Origin of the sequence: Streptomyces sp. NPDC058671, from assembly GCF_042716475.1 — a bacterium.
In the GTDB taxonomy this organism is placed as follows: Bacteria; Actinomycetota; Actinomycetes; order Streptomycetales; family Streptomycetaceae; genus Streptomyces.
The window spans coordinates 1-21,663 of sequence record NZ_JBHXSA010000005.1 but is presented as its reverse complement, the minus strand read 5'-3'; the positions used below and the strand labels follow the sequence as shown (position 1 = coordinate 21,663).

The following is a 21,663-nucleotide window of genomic DNA, read 5'->3' as shown; positions in this document are numbered from 1 at the left end:
CCGATCGGCGCACGGGAAGGGAGCTCAGACCATGGAGAGCGACTCCAGCAGAGATTCCGGGGAATCCGGAGAATCCGGCGGGTCCCGGCGGACGCGCGTCGCCGCCCAGCAGCCGGACTGGCCGGACGGGCGGGAGGTGCGCACGGTGACGCGGTGGCTGACCCAGGCGCCGCCGCTGGTCCTCGCCGCCGAGTGCGACCGGCTGCGCGAGCGGATGGCGGCGGTGGCCAGGGGCGAGGCCGTGCTCCTCCAGGGCGGCGACTGCGCGGAGACCTTCGGCGAGGCGACTGCCCAGGGGGTGCGCGGCAAGCTCAGGACCCTGCTCCAGATGGCCGTCGTCCTCACCCACGCCACCGCCCTGCCGGTGGTCAAGGTGGGCCGCATGGCGGGACAGTACGCCAAGCCCCGCTCCAGCCCGGTCGAGGTCAGGGACGGGCTCACGCTCCCCTCCTACCGCGGCGACGCGGTCAACGGCCCCGCCTTCACCGCACAGGACCGCACCCCCGACCCGTGGCGCATGCGGCGGATGTACGAGGCGTCCGCGACCACCCTCAACCTGGTCCGGGCGCTCACCACGGGTGGCTTCGCCGACCTGCGCCAGGTGAACGACTGGAACCAGGGGTTCGTGGCCGGCTCGGCCGCGGGCCGGCGTTACGAGCGGATCGCCGGCGAGATCGACCGCACCCTCGCCTTCATGCAGGCCTGCGGCGTCGGCCTCGGGGAGCTGACGAGCGCGGAGTTCTTCGTCGGCCACGAGGGCCTGCTCCTCGACTACGAGGCCGCCCTCACCCGCGTCGAGGGGGAGACCGGCCGTGCGTACGCCACCAGCGGGCACCTGCTGTGGATCGGTGAGCGGACCCGGGACCTGGACGGCGCGCACGTCGAGTACTTCTCCCGCGTCGCCAACCCCATCGCGGTCAAGCTCGGTCCCACCGCCTCGCCCGACACCGTCCTCGGTCTCATCGACCGCCTCGACCCGGCGCGCGAACCGGGCCGGCTGACCCTGGTGGTCCGGGCCGGCGCCGACCGCGTCCGCGACGTGCTGCCCACCCTGGTGGAGAAGGTGACCGCGGAGGGGGCCCAGGTGTGCTGGGTCAGCGACCCGATGCACGGCAACACCTTCACGGCGCCCAGCGGCCACAAGACACGCCGCTTCGACGCCGTCCTCGACGAGGTCCGCGGCTTCGTCGAGGTGCACCACGCCCTGGGCACCCACCCCGGAGGGGTCCACGTGGAACTCACCGGCGACGACGTCACGGAGTGCGTGGGCGGCGGCAACGAGGTCCGCGCCGAGGACCTGGACCGGCGCTACGAGACCGCCTGCGACCCCCGCCTCAACCACGACCAGTCCCTCGACCTGGCCTTCCTCCTCGCGGAGATGTACCGGGAGCGTCCGGCGACGCTCAGGCCCGGCAGCCGTCCCTGAGCGCGTCGAACGGGGGCTCGGCGGCCAGGTAGAAGTGGTCGCCGGGCACCGTCCGCAGCCTGAAGGCACCCCGGCTCGCGTCCCGCCAGGCCCCGGCCTGCGCGGGGGTCACCCGTGGATCGGCCTCCCCCACGAGCGCGGTGACGGGACACGACAGCGGCGGCCGGTCCGGTTGCGCGTAGCCGCCGAGCATGGCGAAGTCGGCGGTGAGCGCGGGCAGGATCAGCGCGCGGAAGTCCGGATCGGCCAGCAACTCGACCGGGGTTCCGCCCAGTTCGGCCAGGGTCCGCAGGGCGCCCTCCGGACCCTCCGGGGCGTCGGAGCGCGGCAGGTGCGGCGCCCGCGCCCCCGAGACGACCAGCCCGTGCACCGGGGTACCGCGCTCCTCCAGGACGGCCGCCGCCTCGTACGCCACGAGCGCGCCCATGCTGTGCCCGAACAGGACGACCCGCCGCCCGTCGTCCGCCCCGCCGATCTCCTCCGCGATCAGGCGCGCCATCGCGCGCAGGTCGCGCGACGGTTCCTCGCCCAGGCGCTCGGCGCGCCCCGGGTAGCACACGGTGTACACCTCGGCCTCGGCGAGGGCGCCGCCCCACCCCCGGAAGAACAGCGGGGAACCGCCGGCGTGCGGAAAGCAGAAGAGCCGCACCGGGGCCGAGGCCCGCGGTGCGGTCGTACGGGTCCACGGCATGGGGCCCTCCTCAGAGCAGTGCGGCGACACAGGCGCGGGACAGCGCCTGCAGGCTGGAGATCATGGACTCCGGCGGCAGCGCGGAGGCCCGGTGGGCGAGGGGGAGTTCGGTGCAGGCGGCGAGGACCGGGAGGGAGCGCCGCCGCCACAGGGACTCCACGACGTCCTGGAAGGCGCCGGCGGCCTCCTCGGTCCGCCCGGCCTTCACGAGCCCGGCGGCCGTGTGGACGCGCTCCTGCTCCGTGTCGCCCGGCACGTGCAGCGGGTACCCCCGCGTCGCCGCCCGTTTCTGGTACAGGCCGCTGGCCACGGTTCCCGTGGTGGCCGTGAGCCAGCCGCCCTCGGGGCTCAGCAGCACCGCCTCGTCGAGGGTCGCGTCGACGATGTCCACGAGGGGGGCGGGAAGTTCGGAGGCGATGTCGTCGAGCAGCGCGTGCGCGGTGTTGCAGGGGATCGCCAGGAGATCGGCCCCCCATTCGACAAGGGTGAACAGGTGTTTGCGAATGCGCCGGGCCGCCTCGGTGTCGTCACCGAGGATCGCGGCCGTGCGGTCGGGGACGGAGGGGTCGGAGAGCATGACGATCCGGGGGTGTTCCTGGTCCCTCGTGGCCGGCACGTCGGTGGCGAGGAGACGGAGGAACTCCGCGGTCGCCGCGGGCCCCATCCCGCCGAGTACGCCCAGCGTTCTGCCCGGGGGCAGGGTGGTCGCCGCAGTCATGGGACGATGCTGGGCCGCGCCGCTGACACCCCGCTGACACCCCGCTGACGGCCCGGGGGCGGTGCGCCGCACCGCCCGTGGTCACCGCTCCGGAGGTACGGTCAGCCCGCGCCCGGACCCGGGGGTTTGCCCCATGGTCGCTCCGTTGCACGTGCGATAGCGTCGCAGAGCGCCGGGACCACCAGGGCCCGGACCGGCTTTCACCTCGTGCCCGTTCGGGCCACTCTCCAGAACTGAGGGACCTTCATGCGTCAGTTACTCCGCGGCCTCGGGATCTTCGCCCTGTCCGGCACCGCCGTCGTGTCGCTCGCCTCCTGCGGAATGGTCAAGGGGGAGACGTACGAGGACGACAGCACCCTCTCCGGCAAGATCACCTCGGTGCGCCTCGACAACGGTTCGGGCGGTGTCACCGTCAACGGGGTCAAGGACGGCGCCCTGGCGCTGCACCGCAAGATCGAGTTCCAGGGGGAGCGGCCCTCGGGAGCCACCCACCGGATCGAGAACGGCGTGCTGGTCCTCGGCGGCTGCGGCAACCGCTGCTCGGTCAACTACACGGTCGACGTGCCGGCCGGCATCCCGGTCAGCGGCGAGGTCTCCAGCGGAGCGATCCGCCTCGCCCAGGTCGGTTCGGTCGCGGTGACGACCAGCTCGGGCCGCATCGAGATGAACGGCGTCACCGGCACCGTCCAGGTGCGGACCAGCAACGGCCAGATCAACGGCACCGGCATCAAGGGCGACCGGATCCAGGCCCAGACCTCCAACGGCAAGATCAACCTGTCCCCGGTCACCCCGGCCCACGTCCGCGCCCAGACCTCCAACGGTGACGTCACCCTCACCGTGCCGCGCGCCAGCTACAAGGTGACCGTCGACTCCAACAACGGCGACCAGACCATCGACGTGCCCAACGACCCCGCCGGCACGTACGAGCTCGGGGTCCGCACCAGCAACGGCGACATCACCGTCAGGAACAGCTGAAACCGGGCGGGCCCCGGCCCGCCCCCGCCGCCGTCCCCTCCGAGCGACCGCCCCCCCGGGGCGACCGCCCTCCGGGCGACCGCCTCCGACCGCCCCGCCGCCGTCCCTTCGAACGATCCTCCTCCGGCGACCGCGTCCGGGCGGCCGCCTCCGAGCGCCCCCGCCGTGTGACCGCCCTCCGCGTGCCCGCAGGCCCACCCGCCGCCCACCCGCCGCCCCCCGCCGTCCGCACACCGGAACGGCGCCGGCGGCGGTGGCGATCAGCGAGGCGTCAGCCCGCTGTCAGCGCCTCTGCGGAGTCTTGAGTGGCTCCGACCACTCAAGGAGGCCCGGCGCATGACCTCGCTCGAAGCGGTGTCGAGTTATCTGCCACCCGCCATACCCGTGGAAGAACTGCGTGAACCGCTGGGCCTCACGGACCAGCAGGTGCGCAGGTTCACCAGGCTCTACGGCCTGGAGCGGATCTGCCAGGCGCCCGACCAGTCCGAGGCCGAGCTGCTGCTCGCGGCGGCCGGGAAGCTGGAGGCCCTCGCAGGCCAGGAAGACCGCGTGCGCTACGTGGTGCGTGCCAAAGGGCTGCGCACCACCGCGCCGTACCCCGTCAACCCCCTCCAGCAGGTGCGCGAGGCGCTGGGACTGCGCCACGCGACCGTGTTCTCCGTGGCCGACCACGGCTGCGCGACCGGACTGCTCGCCCTCGACGTGGCGGGCACCCTGCTGGCCGCCGACCCCGACCCCGGCGCCCTCGCCCTGGTCCTGGCCGGCGACAAGACGTTCACCCCGTTCTCGCAGTGGGTCGAGGACGTCTCCATCATGGGCGAGGGCATGACGGCCCTGCTCGTCAGCGCGGACGGCCCCCGCGACCGGGTGCTCGGCTACCAGGCCCGCATCATCGGCCGGGACGACGGCGTGATCGACCTGGACCCCGAGGGGGCCAGGGAGGCCAAGCGCATCTACCAGGACGTCATGGCCGAGGTCATCCACGGCGCGCTCACCGCCGCCGGAGTGGGCATCGGCGACCTCGACCTCGTGCTCCCGCACAACGTCAACCGCGTCTCGTGGACGGTCGCCGCGAAGAACCTCGGCATCTCCCAGGACCGCATCTTCCTGGAGAACATCGCGAAGACCGGCCACTGCTTCTGCGCCGACCCCTTCGTCAACTACCAGTCCGCGCGCGAACTCGGCCTGCTGCGGCCCGGAGGCGTCTACCTGATGACCTCCGCCGGTCTCGGCCAGTCGTTCGCGGCCACGGTGCTCCAGCACTGACACCGAGAGGACGGCACATGAGCGGCACACTCCCGGGCTTCCGAGCGCGGCTCGCGACAGCCCTGACCGGGGCGCCCGAGACCCCGCTGCTGTTCCTCGGCAACTTCGAGGTGGAGCAGCAGTGGGCGAAGGGCGAGCACACCCTGCCACGGCTGTCGGCGGCGACGGCCGGAGCCGTGGTCAACCACATGGACGAGTTCGCCCTGTTCCTCGGCGGCGCCGACGACCACGTCGTCCTCAAGACCCGCCCGGACGACGACTACCTCGCCTTCCTCACCGGGCTCGGCGTCGACCTGCCCCGCATCCACGTGCCCGGCCGGCAGGACCCGCAGCGCACGGTCACCGAGGACGCCCTCGACGACCCGGCGCTGCTGGCGGCCCTGTCCGCGCTGGCGGCCCAGGGCTGCCAGGTCACCGCGCACGGCATCTCCGCGGACGAGCTGCGGTTCACGGAGGCGACCGGACTTCCGCTCGCCGGACCCGGCCCCGGCGTCTGCAAGGCGGTCAACAGCAAGGTGTACAGCCGTCGGGTCGCCGACGAGCTCGGACTGCGCCAGCCCCGGGGCTGGGCCTGCGACACCCTCGACGAACTCGCCGCCGCCTTCGCCGCCGCCACGGACGACAGCGGGACGCGGTACGTCGTCAAGGAGGCGTTCGGTGTCTCCGGCAAGGGCATCGCCGTACTGGAGAGTCCGCGCAGGGCCGACCGGATCCTCGGCATGGTGCGCAAGCAGGCGGAACGGTCGGGGAACGGGTCCGTCGCCTTCGTCGTCGAGGAGTGGGTGGCCAAGGAGACCGACCTGAACTACCAGTTCACCGTCGGCCGTGACGGCTCCGTCCGCTTCGACTTCGTCAAGGAGCAGCTCACCGAGGGCGGTGTGCACAAGGGGCACCGGATGCCCGCCCGGCTCTCCGCCGTCCAGCGGGACGTGGTCCGCGACGCCGCCGAGCGGCTCGGCAAGCGCCTCGCCGCCGACGGATACGTCGGTGTGGTCGGTGTGGACGCCATGGTGGACCCCGAGGGCGGCCTCTACCCGGTCGTGGAGATCAACGCCCGGCACAACATGTCGACCTACCAGGTCGGCCTCGAGGAGCGGTTCGTCGGGGACGGCCGGATCGCCGTCGCCCGCCACTACCCGCTCCGGCTCACCGCCCCCCTGCCGTTCGCGGAGACCCGGGAGTTGCTCGACGGGCTCCTCTTCGACCCCGACCGCGGCACCGGCCTGCTCGTCAACAACCACGCCACGGTCAACGCGGGCTTCGCCGAGACGGCGGAGCAGGACGCCCCGACCGTCGACGGACGCCTCTACGGGGTCCTCGTGGAGGAGACGGACGCCCGCATCGGCACCCTCGACACGGAGATCGCCGCGCGACTCGCGGCACGGAAGGACAACGCGGCATGACCACACGACACGAGGTCCAGGGAATCCCCGTCGCCGAGATCGCCGAGACCTACGGCACCCCGTTCTACCTGTACGACGGGGACGCGCTGGAAGGCCGCATGCGGGCGCTGCGCGAGGCCTTCGACCCCCGGCTGGAGATCTTCTTCTCCCTGAAGTCCAACCCGAACGTCGCCGTCTGCGCCCTGCTGCACGCCCATGGCGCCCGCGCCGAGGTCTGCTCGCTCACCGAGCTCCTCACCGCCCGCCGGGCCGGCGTCGCCCCTGAGGACATCATCTTCCTCGGCCCCGGCAAGAGCCGCGTCGAACTGGCCGCCTGCCTGGACGAGGGCGTGGCCGCCGTCGTCTGCGAATCGCTCCAGGAACTCGCCGTCATCGACGAACTGGCCCGGGAGCGCGGCGAACGGGCGCCGGTCGCCCTGCGCGTCAACCCCGCCTTCTCGGTGAAGGGCTCCGGACTCACCATGGGCGGCAAGCCCCGCCAGTTCGGCATCGACGAGGCGCAGCTGTTCGCCGACCCCGACCTCGCCCGGCGCTTCCCGCACGTCCGTCTGATGGGCGTCCAGGTCTACATGGGCACCCGCATCCTCAACGAGCAGTCCGTCGTCGAGAACTCCACGCGGATCTTCGACCTCGCCGAACGCCTCTCCGCCGCGCTCGGCTTCGACCTGGACCTCGTCGACATCGGCGGCGGCCTCGGCGTCGCCTACTTCGACGGCGAGCGCGACCTCGACCTGTCCGTCCTCGCGAAGGACCTCAACCCCGTCGTGGCCGCCTTCGCCGACCGGTATCCGCGTACCCGGCTCGTCATGGAGCTCGGCCGCTACCTGACCGCCGAGGCCGGCACGTACGTCCTGCGCGTGCGGTACGTGAAGACCTCGCTCGGGGAGCGCTTCGCCGTCACCGACGGGGGCACCCACCACCACATGGCGGCGGTCGGCATCGGCTCCTTCGTCAAGCGGAACTTCCCGATGCGCCTGATCAGCGGCGCCGGCGAGACGGCCGGCGCGGAGACGTGGAACGTCACCGGGCCGCTGTGCACCCCCAACGACACCCTTGCCAAGAAGATCGAGCTGCCGCCGCTCGCCCCGGGCGACCTGCTCGGCGTCGACCGCTCCGGCGCGTACGGCCCCACCGCGTCCCCCGTGAACTTCCTCAGCCACGGCTACCCCGCCGAGGTGCTCGTCGTCGACGGACACGCCCACCTCGTCCGGGAGCCCGACCGCCCCGACGACCTGCTGAGCAAGCAGCGGCTCCCGGCGGCCGTGCTCCAGGCTCGCGCCACCGCCGCCAACTGACCCCGACCACCGCCGGAAGGACTCCCGCCATGACCGCTCCGACCACCACCGACCGCGCCCGGATCGTCTCCGAGATCTCCGCGGCCCTCCACGACGTGCTCGACTACGACCTGCCGGAGCTGACCGAGGACTCCCGGCTCTTCGACGAGCTGGGTCTCGACTCGACGGGCGTCTTCGAGATGCTGATGCGTCTCGAGGAGTCGCTGGACATCGAGTTCGACACGGACTCCCTGGAGATGGCGCACTTCGCGAGCGTCCGCTCGCTGGCCGACTTCATCGCCGCCGAAACGGGTGCCAGGGGATGACCGTGCAGCCCGTGCGCGCCCCCCGCGCCGCCGGGGACACCGGAGTGTTCCCGCTGCGGCTCGCCGCGACCACGCACCGTACGTTCCCCGAGGGCGCGGCCCGGATCGACGACGCCTTCTCCGCCCGGCACTTCGCCGACCTCACCACCCTCTACGGGGTCGAGCACCGTCCCGACGTCGCCGCCCGCGGCACCGGCAACACCTTCGCCGTCATGGCCGCCGCACTCCTCGCCGACCTGTCGACCGGGCCCGTCGAGGCCGAGCTCGTCGTCGTCGCCCACGCCACCCCCGACCTGGACTGCCGGCTCGCCGCGGTCACCGCCCTGTCCGTCCTCGTCCCCGGCGACCCGCAGGTGCTCACCGTCGCCGACTGCGGCTCCGCGGCACCCTTCGTCGCCCTGGAGCTCGCCGCCCGGTACGTCCGGCGGCACGGCTACCGCTCGGCCGCCGTGTTCGTCCTCGACCAGGCGACCCTGCCGTACGAGACGGGCCGCGACCTCGCCGGTGACGCCGGGGTCGCCCTGCTGTTCACCGCCGACGGCGCGGCCGGTGAGCTGGCGGTGCGCCGCGCCTCGGGCGTCCGCGCCGAGGACGTCCCGGGCCTGGCCCCGGCGCTCCTCGACGAGCTCGGCTGCGGCCCGGACGTCCCCCTCGTCCTCGGGTACGGCCTCGACGCCGGAGCCGGGCCGGCCGGACACACCGGCCGCCGACTGCGGGCCCCGGCGGGGCTTCCGGCCTCCGCCACGCTGACCGAGCTGGTCGCGGAGGCGAGCCGGGCACCGCACGAGGACCGTGTCGCCCTGCTCGACCACGATCCGGAGACCGGCGAACTCAGCGCCTGTCTGCTCCGGAGAGACGCGTGACCACGCTCGCGCCCGACGACATGGCGCTGACCGCACACGTCCACGGCACGGCCCGGCACGAGGGGCTCGCCCCCGCGCTCGCCGCGCTCGGCTCCGCCGTCCTGCCCGGCCTGCTGCCCTGCGGACCCGCCGGGCACGCCGTGGTGGACGCGCGGACCCACGCGGAGGCCGAGGAGTCCTGGCTCGACGGCCTGCGCCACCCGCGCGAGCGCCTGCGGGAGACCGCGCCGGACGAGACGGTCCTGCCGGGCGGCTCCGTCGTCACGACGCGGGTCGCCCGGCCCCGACGGGCCGACGGCAGCCGCCCGGACGCGACCGGCCGGGCCCGGAGCGACGCGTACGCCCTGGGTCTGGTGTGGCTCCGCCTCGGACTCTCCGAAGGTCTGCGGTCCGCCTGCGTCGCCCATCTCGCCCACCGGCGGACCGGCGACTCCACGCTGCTCCAGCAGCAGCTGGTCAAGGGCACCATCGCCGACGTCCTCGTCGAGCACCTGGAGGTCCGGGCCGTCCTGACCGGGGCCGCCCCGGGTGACCTCGACGCCGGCATGCTGCACCACCTGCACGGCCGTATCACCGCCGCCGACCGCGAACAGGTGCGGCTGCTCGGCGCCTCGGGCTACCTCAGGGACAGCCCCGGCATGACCGCCTACGCCTCGGAGGTGCTGGCGGAGGCCCACACGGGCACGGAGGCGGACCCGGTCGCGGAGGCCCACGCGGGCACAGACGCCCCCACGGGCGCGGAGGCGGGCCCGGGCACGGACGCCCGCACCGGCGCGTCGGCCCACACCGACCGGGAGGGCACGTCGTGACGCTCGTGGACGCCCGTCTGGCCGCGCTCCGCTCCAGGGTGCGCGCATGGGGGGCGGACCTGCGTCCGCTCGCCCTGGAGATCGACCGCGACCCGGAGGCCGTCCGCCGCCACTTCCACCTCCCGGCCGTGCGCCATCTGGCCACCATGGGCATTCCCGCCGCGTACGGTCACGAGCCGGAGAAGATCGACGGCCACCGCTTCTACGGCGACTCCGCCCTCGAACGCGCCGTCGTCATGGAGGAGTTGGCCTGCGCCGACGTCGGCACGCTCGTCGCCGCACCGGGACCGCTCCTCGCCGGCGTCGCCGTCGGCCTCTTCGCGGACGAGGCCCAGAAGCGGTGGTTCTACGGCCGGATGCTCAGCGAGCCGCTGTGGACCTGCTTCGCCCTGACCGAACCGGACGGCGGCTCGGACGCGGCGGCACTGCGCAGCACCCTCACCCCCACCCCGGACGGCGCCCTGCTGAGCGGGGAGAAACGCTACGTCGGCAACGCCTCGCGCGCCCAGCTCGGCGTGGTGTTCGCCCGCAGCAGGCCCGGACCGCTCGGCATCACCGCCGTCCTCGTCGACACCGCCGACCCCGGTTTCCGCGCCGAACCGCTCGACATGATCGGCCTGCGCGGCGCTCGGATCAGCTCCGTCGTCATGGACCGCGTCCCCGTCCCCGAGGAGCGGTTCCTCGGCCGGCACCTGCCCGCCACCCGGCGCGGCGTATGGGCCTTCGTCCAGACGTTCAACCTGCTGCGCCCCGGCGTCGCCGCCATATCCGTCGGCGTCGCCCGCGCCGCCCTGGAGTACGTCACGTCCCACCGCGGCACCCTGCGCGCCGCCGAACGCGAACGGCTCGACGACCTCCGCCGCCGTGTCGACGCGGCACGCCTTCTGGTCCACCACGCGGCGGCCGCCGTCGACGCCCGCGGCACGGACGGCCACCTGGCCTCCGCCGCCAAGCTGCGCACCGCCCGGCTCGCCGAGGACGCCACCCTCGCGGCCTGCTCCTTCTTCGGCCCCGGGGCCCGCATCGACCATCCGCTGCTCGACAAACTCGCCCGGGACGCGCGGGCGATGGAGTTCCTCGAAGGCACCGCGCACATGCAGCGCCTGAACCTCTTCCAGGGGCTCCTCGGCGGAAAGATCGACCGCGCCGCACCACCCCTCGCCACCCGCTGAGAGCCCCGTCAGCGGTGGATCAGCCCGTCGTCAGGGCCCGGCGCAACCATGCACTCATCGTCCTCGGCCGAACCGAGCACGTCATCGTCTGAAAAGGTGGACACAGCCATGGAGAAGCCGTCCCCGGCTTTCGCAGTGATACCGGGCGCGCAGGTCCAGGCCGCCCTCTCCGGCCGCGAGAAACAGATCGTGGAGATCGTGGAGGACGCCTACCGGCTCCACGGGGCCGGCCGGACCGTGAACCCGCCCTCCTACTTCCTGCGCTTCCCCGACCGGCCCGACGCGCGGATCATCGCGCTGCCCGCCTCCTGCGGCGGTGACGTCGGCGTGGACGGCATCAAATGGATATCGAGCTTCCCCGGCAACATCGCCTCCGGTCTGCCCCGCGCCTCGGCGGCCCTCCTCCTGAACGACCCCGTCACGGGCTACCCGTTCGCCTGCATGGAGGGCTCCATCATCAGCGCCGTCCGGACCGCCGCGTCCGCCGCGCTCGCGGCCGACCGGCTCTCCCAGGGCCGCCCCCGGCCGCTGCGGCTCGGCATCGTCGGCACCGGGCTCATCGCCCGCTACGTCCACACCTTCCTGGCCGCCACCGGCTGGGAGTTCGAGCACGTGGGCGTCCACGACCTGCGCCCCGAGTACGCCCGCGAGTTCCGCGTCTACCTGGAGCAGAGCGGCGAGCGGGCCCCCGTCACCGTCCACGACACCTCCGACGACCTGCTGCGCTCCAGCGACCTCGTGGTCTTCGCCACCGTCGCCGGCGCACCCCACGTCACCGACCCCGGGCTCTTCGCGCACCGCCCGCTCGTCCTGAACGTCTCGCTGCGCGACCTGGCACCCGAGGTCATCCTGGCCTCGGCCAACATCGTCGACGACGTCGAGCACTGCCTCAAGGCGGACACCTCGGTCCACCTCGCCGAACAGCGCACCGGCAACCGGGACTTCCTCACCGGCACCCTGTACGACGTGATCACCGGGTCCGTGCGGCCCGATCCGTCCCTGCCGCTGGTGTTCTCCCCCTTCGGCCTCGGCGTGCTCGACCTCGCCGTCGGCAAGTACGTCCACGACCTCGTCCGCGACTCCGGAGAACTCCGGGTCGTCGACGACTTCTTCCACGAACTGGACCGCTACGGACAGCGGCAGACCACCACGGGCTGAACACGCGCGCATCGGGCGGGAGTAGACGCATGCCAGTCATCACGACGCCGCAGGAATTCGACGTCGACGATCTTTTCGTCGACGTCCGGCGGGTCACCGGATATCCCCTCTACCTGAAATGTGAGGGCTTCAACTTCGCGGGCTCGGTCAAACTCCGCGCCGCGAACGAGATGGTGGAGTCCGCCGAGCGCACCGGGGCGCTCCGCCCCGGAATGACCATCGTCGAAAGCTCGTCCGGGAACCTGGGGGTGGCCCTCAGCCTGGTCGCCGTCAGCCGGGGCTACCGGTTCGTCTGCATCACCGACTCACGGTGCACCCAGGCGTCCCGCAGGCTGATGCAGCGGCTCGGCGCCGACGTGCGCGTGGTCTCCCGGCCGCACCCCGAGCGGGGGCTGCTCGGCGCACGCCTCGACCTGGTCCGCCGGCTGTGCGAGGAGCACGACGACTACCACTGGCTCAACCAGTACGCCAACACGGGCAACTGGACCGCGCACTACCAGTCGACCGCTCCGCAGATCGCCAAGGCCTTCCCGGACCTGGACGTCCTCTTCGTCGGCGCGGGCACCACCGGCACCCTGATGGGCTGCGCGCGCTTCTTCCGCGAGCACAACCCGGCGGTGACCATCGTCGCCGTCGACGCGGCCGGGTCGGTCAACTTCGGCGGCGAGCCCGCCCCCCGGCTCATCCCCGGCGTGGGGACGAGCGTGCGGCCCGCCCTCCTGGACGCGTCCCTCCTCGACGACGTCGTCATCGTCCCCGAGAAGGACACGGTGCGCGCCTGCCGGGCGCTGCTGCGTGAAGGCTTCCTGCTCGGCGGCTCCACGGGCACCGTGCTCAGCGGCGCCGTCCGCTGGCTGCGCGAGAACCGCCCCGGCGCCACCGACCTGACCGCCGTCGCCATCGCCCCCGACCTCGGCGAGCGGTACCTGGACACCGTCTACGACGACGCCTGGGTCGGCGAGGCGTTCGGTCCGGACACCCTCACCGAGGAACCGTTCGCACCGCCGCCCGCCCCCAGGGCCCTCGGCCACCGTCCCTCGCACGCCCAGCACGCCCCGCACCATCCCGCCGGTCCCGTCCGGGTCGGCCCGACCACCACTGGGAGCCTGTGATGACTTCGACTCCGGGCGCCGGACCGGCGCTCACCGCGGGCCAGGTGGAGATCTGGCTCGACGCGCGGGCCGCCGGGCGCAGCAACGCGTACAACTCGGCCGGATACCTGGACATCCGCGGCCCGCTCGACACCGGCCGCTTCCGCACCGCGCTCCGCCGGCTCGTCGACGAGGCGGAGTGCCTGCGGGCCCGTTTCACCGACCGCGACGGCGAACCGCGCCAGAGCATCGAACCGCTCCCCGAGCCGCCGCTGACCGTGCTCGACCTGCGGCACGCGGACGACCCCGCCGAGGCGGCCCGGGACTGGATGCGGCAGGACCTCGCCGTCCCCATGGACCTCGACGACTTCCCGCTGATGCGGACCGCCGTCCTCACCGTCGCCCCCGACCGCGCCTTCTTCTACCTGTGCGTGCACCACCTGCTGTGCGACGGCTTCAGCCAGACGGTCCTGTGGCGCCGGCTCGCCGAGCTGTACGCCGCGGACCCGGACGGCGCCGCCCCCGGCGCGGCGCTGCCGCCCCTGCGCGACCTGGTCGACGCCGAGGCCGCGTACCGCGCCTCCGGACCCGCCCGCCGCGACGCGGAGTTCTGGCAGCGGCGCTTCCCCGAGCCGCCCGAACTGGTCACGCTGTCCCGCCGGCCCCCCGCCACCGGTCTCCCCAGCGGGTTGCTGCGCCACTCCGTCGTCCTGCCCGACGCGACGGTACGGGCCCTGCGCGACAGCGCGAGCCGCTCGGACGTCACCTGGCCCACGGTGGCGATGGCCGCCGTCGCCCTCTACACCCAGCGGGTGTCCGGCACCGAGGAGGTGCTGCTCACCCTGCCCGCCACCGCCCGGATGAACGCCCGCCAGCGGGCCGTGCCCGGCATGATGGCCAACTACCTGCCCCTGCGCGTACCGGTACGTCCCGCTCTCACCAAGGCGGAACTCCTCCGGCTCACCTCCCGCGAGCTCGCCCAGGTCCTGCGGCACCAGCGGCACCGGGTCAGCGCGATCCGTCGTGGCATGGGGCTGCGCAGCGACGACCGGCGCCCCTTCGGCCCCTTCGTCAACCTGCTGCCGCAGCAGACGGGACTCGACCTCGGTGCGTGCACGGCCGAGGTGCACAACCTGTCCACCGGCCTCGTCGACGACGTGATGGTGACCCTCGTCGAGACGCCCGGCGACGGCATCGAGATCCACCTCAACGGCAGCCCCGACCGTTACACCGACGCCGAGATCGACGGGCACCTCGCCCGGCTCGCCGCCTTCGTCGGCCGGTTCGCCGAGGCCACGGCCGACTCCCGCGTCGGCAGCCTGGCCCTCGACACCGACCTCCCCGGCCACTCCACGGCCGCGGACCACGCGGGCGACCTGCCCGCCCCCGTCTCGACGACAGGCAACTCCGCCGACCTGCGCGGCGCCGTCTCGACCGCGGACCACGCGGGCGACCTCCCCGCCCGCGTCCCGGCCGCAGGCCGCTCCGCCGATCTGCCCGGCGCCACCTCGGCCGCAGGCCGGCCGAGTCACCCGCCCGCCCCCCTCTCGGCCGCGAGCAACCCCGACTGGCTCCGTACCGCCTCAGGGCCCGAACGGCCCGCCGCGTTCACCTGTCTCGTCGAGCGCGTCCGGGAGGAGGCCGCCCGACGCCCCGACGCGGTCGCCGTCGAGGACGACGACGCCCCCCTCACGTACGCCTCCCTCGTCGCCCGCGCCTCCGCACTGTCCCGCGCTCTGCCCGGCACGGGTCTCGTCGGCATCCTCGCCACCCCCGGTACCGGCTACGTGACCTCGGTGCTCGCGGTCATCGGCGCGGGCGCCGCCTACGTACCGCTCGACCCGCACGCGCCCGTCGCGCGCACCGCCGCCCTGCTCGCCGACAACGGCATCGACCAGCTGCTCGCGGACGCGCAGCACCTGCCCCTCGCCGAACAGGCCGCCGCGGCCGCCGGACGGCCCGTGCGGATCGTCACCGCCGACGACGCCGAGGACCCCCTGGACGGCCTCGCGCCGCTCGCCGGCGCACCGCAGGACCTGGCGTACGTGATCTTCACCTCCGGCTCCACCGGGAAGCCCAAGGGCGCCATGGTGCATCGCGCGGGCATGGTGAACCACCTGCTCGCCAAGGTCGACGACCTGGAACTGACCGAGCGGGACTCGCTCGTGCAGAACGCCCCCGTCACCTTCGACATCTCCGTCTGGCAGATGCTCGCCCCGCTCGTCGTCGGCGGCCGGGTGCGCGTCGTCGGCCGGGACACCGCCGCCGACCCCGACCTCCTCTTCCCGCTCGCCGCCGCCGACGGCATCACCGTCCTGGAGGTCGTGCCCTCGCTGCTGCGCGCCGCCCTCGACGCCTGGGACCGTACCGGCACCGGCGTGGACCTGCCGGGCCTGCGCCACCTCATGGTCACCGGCGAGGCCCTGCCCGCCGACCTGTGCAGGCGCTGGCTCGCCCGTCACCCCGGGACGCCGCTCGTCAACGCCTACGGGCCCACCGAGTGCTCCGACGACGTCACCCACGCGCACATCCGGCACGCCCCGGCCTCCGACCGGCCCGTCCCCATCGGCGCCCCCGTCCGCAACACCCGCCTGTACGTCCTCGGCGACGACCTGCGGCCCCTGCCGCACGGCACGCCCGGCGAGCTGTACGTGGCGGGCGCCGGCGTCGGCCGCGGCTACCTCGCGGACCCGGCCCGTACGGCGGGCACCTTCGTCCCCGACCCGTACGGCCCCGCCGGATCCCGCATGTACCGCACCGGCGACCACGTCCGCCGGGACGACAACGGCGAACTCGCCTTCCTGGAGCGCAGGGACCACCAGGTGAAGATCCGCGGCCACCGCATCGAACTCGGCGAGATCGAGAGCGCGCTGCGCCGCCACGGGGACGTCGCCGACGCCGTCGTCACGGTCGTGGACGACGCCTCGGGAGGCAGGCAGCTCGTCGGTCACTGCGTCCCCCGCGAGCACACCACCCTCGACCCCGGCTCGCTCCGCACGCACCTGGCGACGACCCTGCCCGATTACATGGTGCCGCCGCACCTGCTCGTCCTCGACGCCCTGCCGCTGACCGCGCACGGCAAGGTCGACCGCAAGGCGCTCCCGCTGCCGCTGCCGAAGACCGGCTCCGCGAGCGCCTCGCCCGACCCCGGCCCCCGGTCGCGGGGCGAGGAGATCCTCCGCGCCGTCTTCACCGAGGTCCTCGGCGTCCCCGCCGGACCCGACGACAACTTCTTCGAGCTCGGCGGCGACAGCATCACCGCCATCCAGGCGGTCAGCCACGCCCGCAAGGCCGGCCTCGCCGTCACCCCGCTCCTCATCCGCAAGCACGGCACCCCCCGCGCCGTCGCCGCCGCCACCCCGGCCGACGGGCCCGGACGCCCCGCGGCCTCCGTCCACGACGGCACCGGCGAGATCGAACTGGCCCCGATCGCGCACCAGTTGCGCGAGGACCTCGCCGCACTGGACGAACGCTCCCGCGAGTACAGCCAGTTCGTCGTCCTGCGCACCCCCGCAGGGCTAAGCGTCGACGCCCTCCGTACCGCCGTCGACGCCCTCCTCGACCGGCACGCCGCCCTGCGCACCCGGCTCACGGTCCCCGTCGAGGGGCTCTGGTCCCTCGAAGCGCTCCCGCCGGGCGCGGTGACCGCCGCCGACCTCGTACGCCATGTCGACGCGTCCCACGTCGGTGACGACCGCCGGGCCCTCGCCGACGCCGTCCGCGAGCAGACCGACCTGGCCCGCGCCCGGCTCTCCCCGGACACCGGCCGGGTGACCCAGCTCGTCCTGATCGACCGGGGCCCCGGCCGCTCCGGCCGCCTGGTGTGGCTCACCCACCACCTGTGCGTGGACGGCGTCTCCTGGCGCGTCCTCGTCTCCGACCTCGCCCGCGCTGTCGCCGGCGACAGCCCGGACCCGGTCCCCACCTCGTACCGCCAGTGGACGAGCATGCTGGGCGCCCACGCCAGGACCGCCGACCGCGTCGCCGAGTTCCCCCTGTGGAACGAACAGTTCGATCGCGGTGCCGCGCTGCTCGGCGACCGCCCGCTCGACCCGGCCCGCGACGTCTACGGCACCGCCCACCGACTGCGCCTGGAACTCGACACCCGGACGACGGCCGCCGTGCTCGCGGGCGTCCGGGGCATCCCCGACGGCGAGATCAACGACCTGCTGCTCACCGCCCTCGGCATGGCGGTCGCCGACTGGCGCCGCCGCAACGGTGGCGGTCCCACCGACACCACGGTCGAGCTGGAGGGCCACGGCCGCGAGCAGTTCACCGACGACGTCGACCTGTCCCGCACCGTCGGCTGGTTCACCAGCGTCTACCCCGTCCTCCTCGGCCCCGGCCCCACCGTCGACTGGGACGACCTGTGGGCAGGCGGCGACACGGCCGGCACCGCGCTCCAGGAGGTCCGGCGCCGACTGCGCCGGCTGCCCGACCACGGTCTCGGCTTCGGCCTGCTGCGCCACCTCAACCCGCAGACCCTGCCCGCCCTCGCCCGCCACGGCGTGCCCGAGATCGGCTTCAACTACCTCGGGCGGTTCCAGACCGACGCCCCCAGCGGCGACTGGTCCCTGGTGACCGAGGACGCCGTCATCGGCACCGGGGTCCACCCGCGCACGCCGCTGCGGCACGTCCTCGCCGTCACCCCGGTGACCGAGGACCGCGCCGACGGCCCGCACCTGGTCGCGGACTGGATCTGGGCCGGCGAGCTGTTCCCGGACGCCGCCGCTCAGGACATCGCCCGCACCTGGTTCCGCGCCCTGGAGACCCTCGCCCGGCACACCGCCCTCGCCGCCGAGCGCGGGCCCCGCGCCGAACTCCTGCCGCTCTCCCCGCTCCAGCAGGGCCTGCTGATCCAGGCCGAACTGGAGCGGCACGGCACGGACAGCTACCTGCTCCAGACCGTCCTCGACATCGAGGGCCCCTTCGACACCGACGCCTTCCGCGCCGCCGCCGACGCGCTCCTCGACCGGCACCCGGGCCTCCGGGTGAGCTTCCCCGAGGCGGCGCCGGACGCACAGCCCGTGCAGTCCGTCGCCGGCCGGGTCCGCACCCCCTGGACCGACGTCGACCTCACCGGGATCGCGTCGCAGGCCGAACGGGACGCCGAGTCGGCCCGGCTGACCGAGGCCGACTGGGAGCGGGGCTTCGACCTGACGGCCGCGCCCCTGCTGCGGTTCACCGCCGTCCGCCTGCCCGGCGACCGCGTCCGGCTGCTGTGGACCCTGCACCACCTCCTCGCGGACGGCTGGTCCATGGGGATCCTGGCCCGCGAACTCTTCACCCTGTACGCCGTCGGCGGCGACGCCTCCGTCCTGCCGCCGGCGCCGCCCTACCGCGACTACTTCACCTGGCTCGCCGCCCAGGACACCGAAGCGGCACGGGCCGCCTGGCGGACCGCGCTCACGGGCGTCACCGAACCCACCCTGCTGTCCACCGGCGAGCACGCCGACGGCTCCAGGCCGCCCGAGTCCCTCGTCCACGAACTGCCCGAGGACCTGACCGGGCGGCTCACCGCCTGGGCCCGCGAGCGGAACGTCACCCTCAACACCGTCCTCCAGGCCTGCTGGGCCGTGGTCCTCGGCCGCCGCACCGGACGCGGCGACATCGTCTTCGGCACCGTCGCCTCCGCCCGCCCGCCGGAGCTCCCCGGCGTCGAGGGCATGGTCGGACTCTTCCTCAACATGCTGCCGCAGCGGGTCGTCCTGGACCCGGCGGAGCCGTTCACCGACCTCGTACGGCGTCTCTACGCCCAGCAGACCGACCTTCTGGAGCACCAGCACATCGGCCTGGGCGAGGTGCAGCGGCTCGCGGGCGCCGGCGACCTGTTCGACACGGTGTTCAGCTTCCAGAACCAGCCGCGGGCCGACCTGTCCGCACTGAACGCGCTCGTGCCCGCCCTGCGCCTGAGCGACGGCACCACCCGCCTCGCGGCCGAGCGCGGCCTCGCCGTCCTCGTCCACCCCGGGCCCCGGCTCACGCTCACCCTCCAGTACCGGCCCGCCGCGCACGAACGGTCCGCCGTCGAGGAGACGCTCCGGCAGCTGGTCGACGTCGTCCGCACCGCGGTCACCCACCCCGGGACCCCCGTCGGACGGCTCACCCTCGACGACACCGCCGAGCACCGGCGGATCGTCCAGGAGTGGGGCGGCCGCGCCGACGACACGCCCCGGCCCGTCATCCCCGCCCTGTTCCAGTCGCGTGTGGCCGAGAACCCGCGGGCCGTCGCCATCGTCTCCGGGGACACCCAGGTCACGTACGAGGAGCTGGACCGGCGCGCCAACCGGCTGGCCCGGCTGCTCCTCGCCCGGGGCGCGGGACCCGAGCGGACCGTCGCCCTCGCCCTGTCGGACCCGGTGGAGATGACGGCGGCCCTCCTCGCCGTCCTCAAGGCGGGCGCCGCCTATCTGCCCATCGACCCCAAGTACCCCGCCGACCGGATCGCGTTCATGCTCTCCGACAGCGGCCCGGCCACCCTGGTGACCACCACGGAGCTGGCCGGGCGGCTGCCCGACGCCGAATGCGCCGTCCTCCTCCTCGACGAGGAGCGCACCACCCGGGAACTCGCCGCCCTGCCCGACCACGCACCCGAGGACGCCGACCGGCCCGCGCCGCTCGACCCCCGGCATCCCGCGTACGTCATCTACACCTCGGGCTCCACCGGCCGTCCCAAGGGCGTCATCGTCGACCACGCCGGCTTCGCGGCCATGGTGGCCAGCCTCGTCGAGAAGTTCGACGTCGACCACCGGGCCCGCGTCCTGAAGTTCGCCTCGTTCAGCTTCGACGCCTCGGTGTGGGAGCTGAGCCTCTCCCTGCTCGCCGGCGGCACCCTCGTCGTCGCCGACGAGGACTGCCGGGTCCCCGGCCGGCCCCTCGTCGACCTGCTCCACCGGCACCGGGTCAACCTGGCCGGACTGCCGCCGGTCGTCGTCGGCGCCCTGCCGGAGGGCTCCCGGCTCCCCGACGACCTCACTCTGATCGTCGCCGGCGAGGCCTGCCCGCCGCACGTGGTGGAACGCTGGGCCGGACAGGTCCGCATGTTCAACGGCTACGGACCCACCGAGGCCGTGCTCGCCTCCACCGTCAGCGACCCGCTGGGGACCGCCGGGCATCCGCCGATCGGCCGCCCCACCGCCGCCCACCGCGTCTACGTCCTCGACGAGGCGCTCCGCCCTGTCCCGGCCGGAGCCGTCGGCGAGCTGTACGTCGGCGGCAACCTCGCCCGCGGTTACAAGGACCGGCCGGACCTCACCGCGAAGCGGTTCGTGGCCGACCCGTACGGACCCGCCGGCACCCGCATGTACCGCACGGGCGACCTGGCGAACTGGCGCCCCGACGGACAGCTCCACTACGTCGGCCGCGCCGACGACCAGGTGCAGCTGCGCGGCTTCCGCGTCGAACTCGGCGAGATCGAGACCGAACTGGCCGCCCACCCGGCGGTCCGCCAGGCCGCCGCCGTCGTACGGACCGCCCCCGGCCAGGAGGACCGGCTCGTCGCCTACGTGGTCCCCGCGACACCCGCGGGCGTCGACGCCGCCGCGCTGCGCGAAGGGCTCGCCGCCGTCCTGCCCGAGTACATGGTGCCCGCGGCGATCGTCAGCCTCGGCGAACTCCCGCTCACCCCGCAGGGCAAGCTGGACCGCAAGGCGCTGCCCGACCCCGAGGAGACCCGCGCGCGACGCGGCCGCGGTCCCCGCACCCCCGTCGAGGAGATCCTCTGCGGCATCTTCGCCGAACTGCTCCAGATCTCCGACGTCGGCATCGACGACGACTTCTTCGAGTTGGGCGGCCACTCCCTGCTCGCCACCCGCGTGGTGAGCCGGGCCCGGACCGCGCTCGACGTCGAGCTGCCGATCCGCACCCTCTTCGAGGCGCGCACCGTCGCCGGTGTCGTCGCCCGCCTCGACACGGGCGACACGGTCAGGCCCGCCCTCGGCCGGACTCCCCGCGAGGACGCCGGGGGACACCTGCCGCTCTCCTTCACCCAGACCCGACTGTGGTTCCTCAACCGGCTCGACCCCGAGTCCGCCGCCTACAACGTCTCCTTCGCGGTGCGGTTGTCGGGTGCGCTGGACGTGGCGGCGCTGGACGCTGCGCTGGGGGATGTGGTGGGGCGGCACGAGAGTCTGCGGACGGTGTTCCCGGAGGTGGACGGTGAGCCTGGGCAGGTGGTGCTGGACGCGGTGGAGGTGTGGCCGGGTCTGGACGTCGCCGAGGTGGACGCGGCTGACGTGGTGGCGGTGTCGGCGGCCCGCGCGGCCCGCGGATTCGACCTGACCACCGAGATCCCCGTCCGCGCCCACCTCTACCGCACCGGCCCCGACGAGCAGCTCCTCCAGCTCGTCGTCCACCACATCGCCTGGGACGGCTGGTCCGTCGCACCCCTCGTCCGCGACGTGTCGCGGGCGTACGCGGCGCGGTGTGCGGGAGGTGTTCCGGAGTGGTCGGTGCTGCCTGTGCAGTATGCCGATTTCGCTGTGTGGCAGCG

The 21,663-nt window shown here is 74.0% G+C and carries 14 protein-coding genes; 12 read left to right on the top strand and 2 right to left on the bottom strand.

All coding sequences use genetic code 11. The features are described from left to right. Positions 1 to 31: 31 nt before the first annotated feature. On the top strand, positions 32 to 1,426 hold the full coding sequence (locus ACFWV2_RS07900) for a class II 3-deoxy-7-phosphoheptulonate synthase (RefSeq protein WP_384403353.1): 1,395 nt from the start codon (positions 32 to 34) through the stop codon (positions 1,424 to 1,426). Here the strand turns inward: ACFWV2_RS07900 and ACFWV2_RS07895 are convergent. Beyond that, positions 1,404 to 2,117, bottom strand: a complete 714-nt coding sequence (locus tag ACFWV2_RS07895; protein WP_384403350.1) for a thioesterase II family protein — start codon at positions 2,115 to 2,117, stop codon at positions 1,404 to 1,406. The two genes, ACFWV2_RS07900 and ACFWV2_RS07895, sit on opposite strands and share 23 nt — an antisense overlap. A gap of 10 nt (positions 2,118 to 2,127) precedes the next feature. After that, a complete protein-coding gene (locus ACFWV2_RS07890; protein WP_384403347.1) occupies positions 2,128 to 2,835 on the bottom strand; it encodes an aspartate/glutamate racemase family protein in 708 nt (235 codons plus the stop codon). A 246-nt stretch (positions 2,836 to 3,081) separates the two neighbouring features. Between ACFWV2_RS07890 and ACFWV2_RS07885 the strand changes: the two genes are divergently transcribed. The 11 genes from ACFWV2_RS07885 to ACFWV2_RS07835 all read left to right on the top strand — a co-directional run. Continuing rightward, entirely contained in the window at positions 3,082 to 3,810 is a 729-nt protein-coding gene (locus tag ACFWV2_RS07885; protein WP_384403344.1) for a DUF4097 domain-containing protein, read from the top strand. Positions 3,811 to 4,146: 336 nt separating this feature from the next. After that, a complete protein-coding gene (locus ACFWV2_RS07880; RefSeq protein WP_384403341.1) occupies positions 4,147 to 5,076 on the top strand; it encodes a 3-oxoacyl-[acyl-carrier-protein] synthase III C-terminal domain-containing protein in 930 nt (309 codons plus the stop codon). Positions 5,077 to 5,093: 17 nt separating this feature from the next. Then, on the top strand, positions 5,094 to 6,479 hold the full coding sequence (locus ACFWV2_RS07875) for an ATP-grasp domain-containing protein (RefSeq protein ID WP_384403338.1): 1,386 nt from the start codon (positions 5,094 to 5,096) through the stop codon (positions 6,477 to 6,479). Continuing rightward, positions 6,476 to 7,774 carry a type III PLP-dependent enzyme gene (locus ACFWV2_RS07870; RefSeq protein ID WP_384403335.1) on the top strand — a complete coding sequence of 433 codons (1,299 nt, stop codon included), beginning with the start codon at positions 6,476 to 6,478 and terminating at the stop codon, positions 7,772 to 7,774. The genes ACFWV2_RS07875 and ACFWV2_RS07870 overlap by 4 nt, the downstream gene beginning before the upstream one ends. 29 nt (positions 7,775 to 7,803) lie before the next feature. Further along, a complete protein-coding gene (locus tag ACFWV2_RS07865) occupies positions 7,804 to 8,079 on the top strand; it encodes an acyl carrier protein (protein ID WP_384403332.1) in 276 nt (91 codons plus the stop codon). Then, positions 8,076 to 8,942, top strand: coding sequence for a hypothetical protein (locus tag ACFWV2_RS07860; RefSeq protein ID WP_384403329.1), 867 nt, complete (start codon positions 8,076 to 8,078; stop codon positions 8,940 to 8,942). The genes ACFWV2_RS07865 and ACFWV2_RS07860 overlap by 4 nt, the downstream gene beginning before the upstream one ends. Beyond that, positions 8,939 to 9,751 carry a hypothetical protein gene (locus ACFWV2_RS07855; protein ID WP_384403326.1) on the top strand — a complete coding sequence of 271 codons (813 nt, stop codon included), beginning with the start codon at positions 8,939 to 8,941 and terminating at the stop codon, positions 9,749 to 9,751. Before ACFWV2_RS07860 ends, ACFWV2_RS07855 begins: the two co-directional genes overlap by 4 nt. Next, the gene (locus ACFWV2_RS07850) at positions 9,748 to 10,923 is read left to right on the top strand and encodes an acyl-CoA dehydrogenase family protein (RefSeq protein ID WP_384403324.1); all 1,176 of its coding nucleotides are present in this window, start codon (positions 9,748 to 9,750) and stop codon (positions 10,921 to 10,923) included. The genes ACFWV2_RS07855 and ACFWV2_RS07850 overlap by 4 nt, the downstream gene beginning before the upstream one ends. A gap of 108 nt (positions 10,924 to 11,031) precedes the next feature. Next, on the top strand, positions 11,032 to 12,081 hold the full coding sequence (gene sbnB / locus ACFWV2_RS07845) for a 2,3-diaminopropionate biosynthesis protein SbnB (protein WP_384403321.1): 1,050 nt from the start codon (positions 11,032 to 11,034) through the stop codon (positions 12,079 to 12,081). 29 nt (positions 12,082 to 12,110) lie between these two features. Continuing rightward, the gene (gene sbnA, locus ACFWV2_RS07840; protein ID WP_384403318.1) at positions 12,111 to 13,193 is read left to right on the top strand and encodes a 2,3-diaminopropionate biosynthesis protein SbnA; all 1,083 of its coding nucleotides are present in this window, start codon (positions 12,111 to 12,113) and stop codon (positions 13,191 to 13,193) included. Beyond that, positions 13,193 to 21,663 (top strand): amino acid adenylation domain-containing protein (locus ACFWV2_RS07835; protein ID WP_384403315.1); only part of this gene is annotated, 8,471 nt, incomplete at its 3' end. The genes sbnA and ACFWV2_RS07835, both read left to right, overlap by 1 nt.

Bases quoted from the DNA above. Each gene is read 5' to 3' on its own strand.
- ACFWV2_RS07890 (WP_384403347.1), bottom strand. From the start codon at position 2,835: ATGACTGCGGCGACCACCCTGCCCCCGGGCAGAACGCTGGGCGTACTC.
- ACFWV2_RS07875 (WP_384403338.1), top strand. From the start codon at position 5,094: ATGAGCGGCACACTCCCGGGCTTCCGAGCGCGGCTCGCGACAGCCCTG.
- ACFWV2_RS07895 (WP_384403350.1), bottom strand. From the start codon at position 2,117: ATGCCGTGGACCCGTACGACCGCACCGCGGGCCTCGGCCCCGGTGCGG.
- sbnA (WP_384403318.1), top strand. From the start codon at position 12,111: ATGCCAGTCATCACGACGCCGCAGGAATTCGACGTCGACGATCTTTTC.
- ACFWV2_RS07885 (WP_384403344.1), top strand. From the start codon at position 3,082: ATGCGTCAGTTACTCCGCGGCCTCGGGATCTTCGCCCTGTCCGGCACC.
- ACFWV2_RS07880 (WP_384403341.1), top strand. From the start codon at position 4,147: ATGACCTCGCTCGAAGCGGTGTCGAGTTATCTGCCACCCGCCATACCC.
- ACFWV2_RS07900 (WP_384403353.1), top strand. From the start codon at position 32: ATGGAGAGCGACTCCAGCAGAGATTCCGGGGAATCCGGAGAATCCGGC.
- ACFWV2_RS07860 (WP_384403329.1), top strand. From the start codon at position 8,076: ATGACCGTGCAGCCCGTGCGCGCCCCCCGCGCCGCCGGGGACACCGGA.
- ACFWV2_RS07865 (WP_384403332.1), top strand. From the start codon at position 7,804: ATGACCGCTCCGACCACCACCGACCGCGCCCGGATCGTCTCCGAGATC.
- ACFWV2_RS07870 (WP_384403335.1), top strand. From the start codon at position 6,476: ATGACCACACGACACGAGGTCCAGGGAATCCCCGTCGCCGAGATCGCC.
- sbnB (WP_384403321.1), top strand. From the start codon at position 11,032: ATGGAGAAGCCGTCCCCGGCTTTCGCAGTGATACCGGGCGCGCAGGTC.